Source organism: Thioalkalivibrio sp., from assembly GCF_041690275.1.
Taxonomy (GTDB): domain Bacteria; phylum Pseudomonadota; class Gammaproteobacteria; order Ectothiorhodospirales; family Ectothiorhodospiraceae; genus Thioalkalivibrio.
In genome coordinates, this window is record NZ_JAWLHP010000049.1 from 16435 (window position 1) to 22883 (window position 6449).

The 6449-nt window shown below is 67.6% G+C and carries 5 protein-coding genes and 1 pseudogene; 3 read left to right on the top strand and 3 right to left on the bottom strand.

Translation table 11 applies throughout. The features are described 5' to 3' along the window. Positions 1–119 precede the first annotated feature (119 nt). On the top strand, positions 120–902 hold the full coding sequence (locus ACESMN_RS10225) for a DUF116 domain-containing protein (RefSeq protein WP_373053497.1): 783 nt from the start codon (positions 120–122) through the stop codon (positions 900–902). 89 nt (positions 903–991) lie between these two features. Here ACESMN_RS10225 and ACESMN_RS10230 read toward each other — a convergent pair whose 3' ends face one another. Next, entirely contained in the window at positions 992–1795 is an 804-nt protein-coding gene (locus ACESMN_RS10230; protein WP_373053498.1) for an SDR family NAD(P)-dependent oxidoreductase, read from the bottom strand. A 303-nt stretch (positions 1796–2098) separates the two neighbouring features. Here ACESMN_RS10230 and ACESMN_RS10235 point away from each other — a divergent pair, with 303 nt between their 5' ends. Continuing rightward, the gene (locus ACESMN_RS10235) at positions 2099–3310 is read left to right on the top strand and encodes an ATP-binding protein (RefSeq protein ID WP_373053499.1); all 1212 of its coding nucleotides are present in this window, start codon (positions 2099–2101) and stop codon (positions 3308–3310) included. After that, entirely contained in the window at positions 3310–3954 is a 645-nt protein-coding gene (locus ACESMN_RS10240; protein ID WP_373053500.1) for a response regulator transcription factor, read from the top strand. The genes ACESMN_RS10235 and ACESMN_RS10240 overlap by 1 nt, the downstream gene beginning before the upstream one ends. A gap of 36 nt (positions 3955–3990) precedes the next feature. On the opposite strand, the pseudogene hpnE reads toward ACESMN_RS10240, so the two are convergent. Next, positions 3991–5373 (bottom strand): annotated as a pseudogene (hpnE, locus tag ACESMN_RS10245) (hydroxysqualene dehydroxylase HpnE); the annotation flags it as partial. After that, positions 5337–6173, bottom strand: a complete 837-nt coding sequence (hpnD, locus tag ACESMN_RS10250; protein ID WP_373053501.1) for a presqualene diphosphate synthase HpnD — start codon at positions 6171–6173, stop codon at positions 5337–5339. The gene hpnD and the pseudogene hpnE, both read right to left, overlap by 37 nt. Between the last annotated feature and the right edge of the window lie 276 nt (positions 6174–6449).

Here is a 6449-nt window from a genome sequence, read left to right on the forward strand (position 1 = left end):
CGCCTTCCGTGGGAGCGCCTTCCGTGGGAGCGGCTTCCAGCCGCGATCCCTCCCAACGAGCTCCCGAAACACCCATCCCCCCACTCACCGGCCTGTCTGCGGACGCTATGAAGGCCTTCGTGAAGACGGCCGGGGGAGCCATTTACCTCGAACTGGAGGTCGACGCGGAAGGCCGCGTGGACCGGGCGCTGTTCAGCGGCGCCGTGCAGTTCAGCCCGTCCGATCTCTTCGTCCGGCTGGCCGAGGGGTTGCGCGGGAACCGGCTCGAGGACTGCGCGGCCGGGCTGCGCCACGGCCTGCAAGCGGCCTCCGATGCCGACCTGCTGGGTTTCGAGGCCGGTGATCTCGAGCACCTGGTGAATCTGGCAGTCGCGCGCAGATCCCAGGCAGCACGCTTCGGCATGAACCGGGAACAGAGCAACACCCTGATCGTGCACAGCCCGCAGGGCGAGGCCGCCGAGGATATCCTGCGGCAGGCGACCGTGATGCTGGTCCCGTACTGCGCCAAGCTCGCGGACTGCAAGTTCCGTTTTCGGGACGGCTGTTCCGAATGCGGCAAATGCGAGGTGGGCGATGCCTACGCGATGGCCAGGGAGCGGGGACTGCGCGTCGTGTCCATCACCAACTTCGAGCACCTGCAGGAGACACTGGCGGAGATGCGGTCCGACGAGGTGCCTGCCTATGTCGGAATGTGCTGCGAGAGCTTCTACCTGAAGCGCCACTACGCCTTCCAGGAGGCCGGCATTCCGGCGGTGCTCACCGACATCAGCGGGGCGACCTGCTATGAACTGCGCGAGGAGGACCTGGCCTACGCGGGCCGGTTCCGTGCCGAGGCGCATCTGAAACTCGACGTGGTCGAGAAGGTGATGCACTTCGTGCCGACGCTGCCGCAGAGCGGTTGACGCGAACGTTCCAGAACGCACACAGGATGGGGACGGATTTGCAAATCTGTCCCCAGGGATGCCGGGGTACTGCGGGCACCGGGAGCGGCTCAGTGGCGGGTGACTTCTCCGGCGGATTCCGGGACCTCCACCAGCCCTTCGAGCGAGAGGTTCTCGCCGGTGATCCGGCCGGCTTCCGGGCCGAGGAAATAGAGATACGGGCCAACCACCTGTTCCGGCGCGGGCAGAAGCCCGGCGTTTTCCCCTGGGTAGTGGAGTGCGCGAAAGCGGGTGCCCACGGGGCCGGTGTCGATGCCGTTCACGCGGATGAAGCCGTGGTCGCCCGAGTGTTCCCGGGCCAGGATGTCGATCAGCGCATCCTGCCCCGCCTTCGCGATGCCGAAGGCGCCCCAGAAGGCCTTGCGGGCGTTCTGGGTCGAGACCACGATCGAGCCCTGTCCGCTCTCTTCCAGCATCGGCAGCACGGCCTGGGTCAGCATCACCGGGCCATTCAGGTTGGCCTGCATCACCCGAGCCCACAATTCCGGTTCGTAGTACTTCAGCGGAGTCAGGGTGCCCGCCCAGCCGGCATTCAGAACCAGCCCGTCGAGGCGGCCGAGCGACTGCAGCACGTTCTCGGCGAGATCGGCATAGTCCTTCACGGTCGCGCCCTCGTGGTTCAGCGGGTAGATCGCGGGTTGCGGGCTGCCGGCGGACTCGATCGCGTCGTACACCTTTTCGAGGCGCTTGATGTCCCGGTCGAGCAGGATCACCGTGGCGCCGGCGGCGGCAGTGGCGAGGCTCACCGCACGACCGATGCCGTCGGCCGCACCGGTGAGCAGGATCACGCGGCCCGACAGGCCGCCGGGCGCGGGTCGGTAGTCGAGCAGGGCGCTGGGATCGAGTTCGGACAAGACGGTCTCCTTCGCGTGGATGCTTCATTCTAGGACACAAGGCACCGCGGCTTCGAGGTATCCGGGGCATGCACCTGGTCCGGGCGCGGGATCGGGGCCGCCAGCGGTTCCGGCTTGTGTTCCGCCGCTCAACCGGATTAATCTACATTAATGGTGTAACTTATGATGCGGGCACCACGTGTCATCATGGCCGAATGACGGGATTGGATTAAGCGTCGCATAGGCCGGATCACGGGGGTCCGCAGCTGGAGTCTCGGAATGAGGGATGAGCCACGAGCCTCTTCTGAGGAACCGGCTGGCAAGATGCTGATGAACGCGGACGCAGGGCCGCGGGCCCCAGCACGGGTTGGCGAACCCGGGAAGCCGGAGGCCAGCTCCGGCACGGGTCTCGAGAGCGAACAGCAGCGTCAGGCGGTGCTCGACGCGCTGCCGGTGCAGATCGCGGTGCTGGACGCATCGGGCCGGATCGTCGCCGTGAATGAGGCCTGGCGCCGTTTCGCGAGGGAGAACAACGGCGATGGCGCACTCGAGTCCGGCATCGGCCTCGATTATCTCGAGGCCTGCCCGCGACCCGCCGATGACGATCCGGATGCACTCGGCAGGCAGGCCTGCGACGGAATCCGGGCGGTGATAGGCGGGGAACGGCCGGATTTTTCCCTCGAGTACCCCTGCCATCATCCTGAATATCCGCGCTGGTTCCTGATGACGGTGGCACCCCTCAACGAGGGGGGGCGCGGTGCCGTGGTCGCACACCTGGATATCAGCTCACGCGTTATCGCGGAGCAGGAGAGCAGGCGGCGCCGGGAAGAGGTCGCGCACAACGCGCGCCTGAATTCAGTGACGGTCCTTGCGGGTTCGCTGATTCACGAACTGGCACAGCCGCTTGCCGCAATGAGCCTTTACGGCGAGTCCCTGATGACAATGGGAGAGCAGGACCCGATGGACCGCGAGCAGGTGCTGACGACGTTGGCGGACCTGCGTACGGAGATTGCTCGCGCGATCGGTATCGTGGAGGGTCTCAGGCATTTCATGCGTCGGGGCGAGCTGGATACGGAGGTCTGTGAACTCGAGCAGCCCATTCGCGAGGCTGTCAAGCTGGTGACGCCGCTGGCGCACAAAAAATCGGTCCGGCTTGAGCTCGATCTCCCGCCGGAGCCCGTGCCGGTGCGGGTGAACCCGCTGCAGATCGAACAGGTGCTGGTCAACCTGATATGCAACGGGATCGAGGCCATCGACCGCGCCGCCTTCCCGGAGCGATGGATCAGCATCCACCTGCGCGCGGCGGAACCGCTGGCCACCGTTACCGTGATCGATTCCGGACCGGGACTCCCCACGGAGTGGGTCACGCGCATCTTCGAGATCTTCGAAACCGAGAAAAAGACCGGAATAGGCATCGGACTCGCGGTATCGCGAAGCATCGTGGAGGCGCATGGCGGCAGGCTCTGGGCCGAACCCGACGGGGCGCCTGGAGCCGTGCTGCGCTTTACCGTGCCGACCCGATCCGAGGCCTCCTGATGAAGGCGTCGCCGGTGGTGATCCTGCTTGACGATGATCCCTCGATGCGCCGCTCCCTGTCGCTCGCCCTTGCACTCGCGGGTTACGCGGTTCAGTCCTACGCCTCGGCCGAGGAACTCTTCGAGTCCCTGGATCCCGCGCAGCCGGGATGCCTGCTGCTGGATCTGAAGATGCCCGGCCTCGGTGGGCTGGAGGTCCAGGAGGAGCTCCGGGCGCGGGGCTACATGCTGCCCGTGATCTTCATTTCGGCCTTCGCCGACATCCCGAGCACCGTCCGCGCGCTGAAGGCCGGCGCCGTCGATTTCGTCGAGAAGCCCTTCTCGAAGGATGCCCTGGTATCCAGGATCGAGGAGGCCTTTGCCCTGGATCGACGCCAGCGGGATCAGAACGGGTGGCGGACCGACATCGGGGGTCGGGCTCAGCAGCTGACGCCCCGGGAATTCGACGTGATGCGACTGGTCACCATGGGTCTCAGCAACAAGGAGATCGCCCGCGAACTGGGCATCAGCCCGCGTACCGTCGAGAAATATCGGGCGCGGGTGATGGAAAAGATGCACGCGGAGAACATCGCCGATCTCTGCCGAATGGCTGCGATCCTGCAGGAGGGGGCCGGGATGGACCAGGATTCCGCGGGCAGCGCCTGAGACCCGCTGGCAATGTGCCCGGAATGATTTCCGGCCTCAGGCCGGCCTGCGCACGAGGTCCGGAATGGCATCGATGATCGCGGCGGCCGCCGCCTTCTGGCCGCTCTGCACCGCCGCTTCCAGGGTGGACGGCAGGCCCGTGGCGCAGAAGTCGCCCGCGAGGTAGAGGCCGGGGAGCGGGGTCCGGGTCGCCGGGCGTCGGTCGTCCAGCCCCGGCCGGGCGTCGAGCGTCGCCATCTTTTCACAGATCACGCGACCCTGCTCCGGCTGGCCCAGCCCGGGGAAGGTCTCGGCGAGCTCCCGCCCGACCCGCTGCCAGCGGGTGCCCGCATCGGACATCGGACACTCCTCTGCTGCAGAAACCACCACCGCAAGCCTGTGGGGATCCCCGGCCAGTCGCCGTGGCAGCAGCCACTGGCCGTGCTGGCCGAGCAGTCCGGTCAGCGGCGGCAGTTCGGGCAGGGCCTTGGCGTAACGCAGGTAGACGGTGCAGATGGAGCGCGCGCCCAGCTCTCCTAGCTCCCCGCGCAGTGGATCGAGGGCCGGCAGTGCCGGCAGCAGGTGTGCGGCCGATCGTTGTGCGGTGGCAAGGACCACCTGACCGGCGGCAAGGGTTTCACCGCCCCGCAGGGTCAGGATGAATCCGTCCCCGCCGCGGGACTCGATGCCCCGGACTCGCGTAGACAGACGTATCGTCGCACCCAAGGTCCGCAGCTGCTGCAGGGCCGGGTCTGCAAAGAGCTCGCTTAGCGGCCGGCGCGGGATCAGCAGTCGCGCTGCGCCGTCGCCGGCCATGAGGCTCTGGCGCAGCACATTCTGAAAGACCCGGGCCGAGGCGTGCGCGGGCGGCGTGTTCATCACGGCGAGGCACAGCGGTTCCCAGAATCGCTCGCGCAGCCCGCCGGGCTGGGCGTTTGCCTGCAGCCAGTCGGCCACCGACCGGTCCCGGGTCAGCGGGCGATGCAGCATCCTCCAGGCACCGAGCAGGCCGACAAGACGCCGTGGCGGGCTTGCGTCCCGGGCGGCCGAATAGAATGCTGCGCCGAGGTCCCGGCTGCGGGTGGAGCGGGGGGCCAGCAGGAAGCTCTCCGGTGCGCCATCGGGCACGCGCCTTCGCATCAGCACGCGGAACGGCACCGGATGCAGGGCGAGGATCGGGTTGACCCCCACCGCGCGCATCTGTGACAGCGCATGACGGCAGGCCCCCACAAGGATGTGCTGGCCATTGTCCAGCGGCGCCCCGTCACTCTCGACCGTCCGCGCCCGGCCGCCCGGGGCTGCGGCGGCCTCGATCAGGGTCACCTTCCTTCCGGCTCGCGCGAGGACCAGCGCAGCGGTGAGCCCCGCCCAGCCGGCCCCGACGACCGCAATGGGCTGTTCGCTCACTTCGTCCGCCGCGCGGTGCGCCACGCGATCCAGAGCTTTCGCAACGGGGTCAGCCGGATCCGGTGCTCCAGGACACGGTAACCGTCGTGCTCGATCTCGTCGAGCAGCGTCCGGTAGATCGCCGCCATGATCAGACCCGGTCGCTGGGCGTGGCGGTCCGTGTCAGGCAGCTGGGCAAGCGCCCGGTCGTAGTGCTCCCTTGCCCGGGCCGCCTGAAACGCGAACAGCGCCCGGTGTGCGTCGCGCGTGATGTTGGTCTGGAATTCCTCGGGCTTTACCCCGAAGCGCTGGAGCTCGTCCAGCGGAATGTAGACCCGGCCGCGGAGCGCATCTTCGTGCACGTCCCGGAGGATGTTGGTCAGCTGCATGGCCATCCCCAGATCGTGCGCGTATTTGAGGGTGCGTCGGTCCGAGAAGCCGAAGATACGTGCCGACAGCAGTCCGACCACGCTGGCCGCGCGGTAGCAGTACAGTGACAGCGTGGCGAAATCCGGGTAGGCGTCGTATTCCAGATCCATCTGCATGCCATCGATGATCTCCTCGAAGTATTCCCGCGAGAGATCGAAGGGGGCGATGTGTGGCTCCAGCGCGCGCGTGATCGGGTGCCGCGGTTCGCCCTGGAAGGTCCGCCCCACCTCCTCGCGCCACCACTCCAGCTTGGCGAGGGCCACGGAGGGCTCGCGGCAATCGTCCACGATGTCGTCGACCTCGCGGCAGAAGGCATAGAGGGCGGTGATTGCGCGTCGGCGTTCGGGATCCAGGAAGCGGAAGGCGTAATAGAAGCTCGACCCACTGCGGGCCGCCTTTTCTTCGCAGTACTCGTCGGGAGACATGAGCGCTCGGGGCATTCGGATCCGGAGCGCGGAACGATAACGTGAAAACACGCGGAGCGTCATCTTCCCCAGGGGCACCAGTCCCCTGGGCGACATTCCCCGGCGCCGAATCGCCGGGAAGGGCCCCGCCTCGTAGGAGCGGCTTCCAGCCGCGATGCGGCGTTACCTGGAGTGCCCGGGGCCATCGCGGCCGGAGGCCGCTCCCACAGGGCGCGGGGGGCGAACGCTCTGGGCGGCCAGCCCCCCGGCGCCGGAATCGCCGGGAAGGCCCCGCCT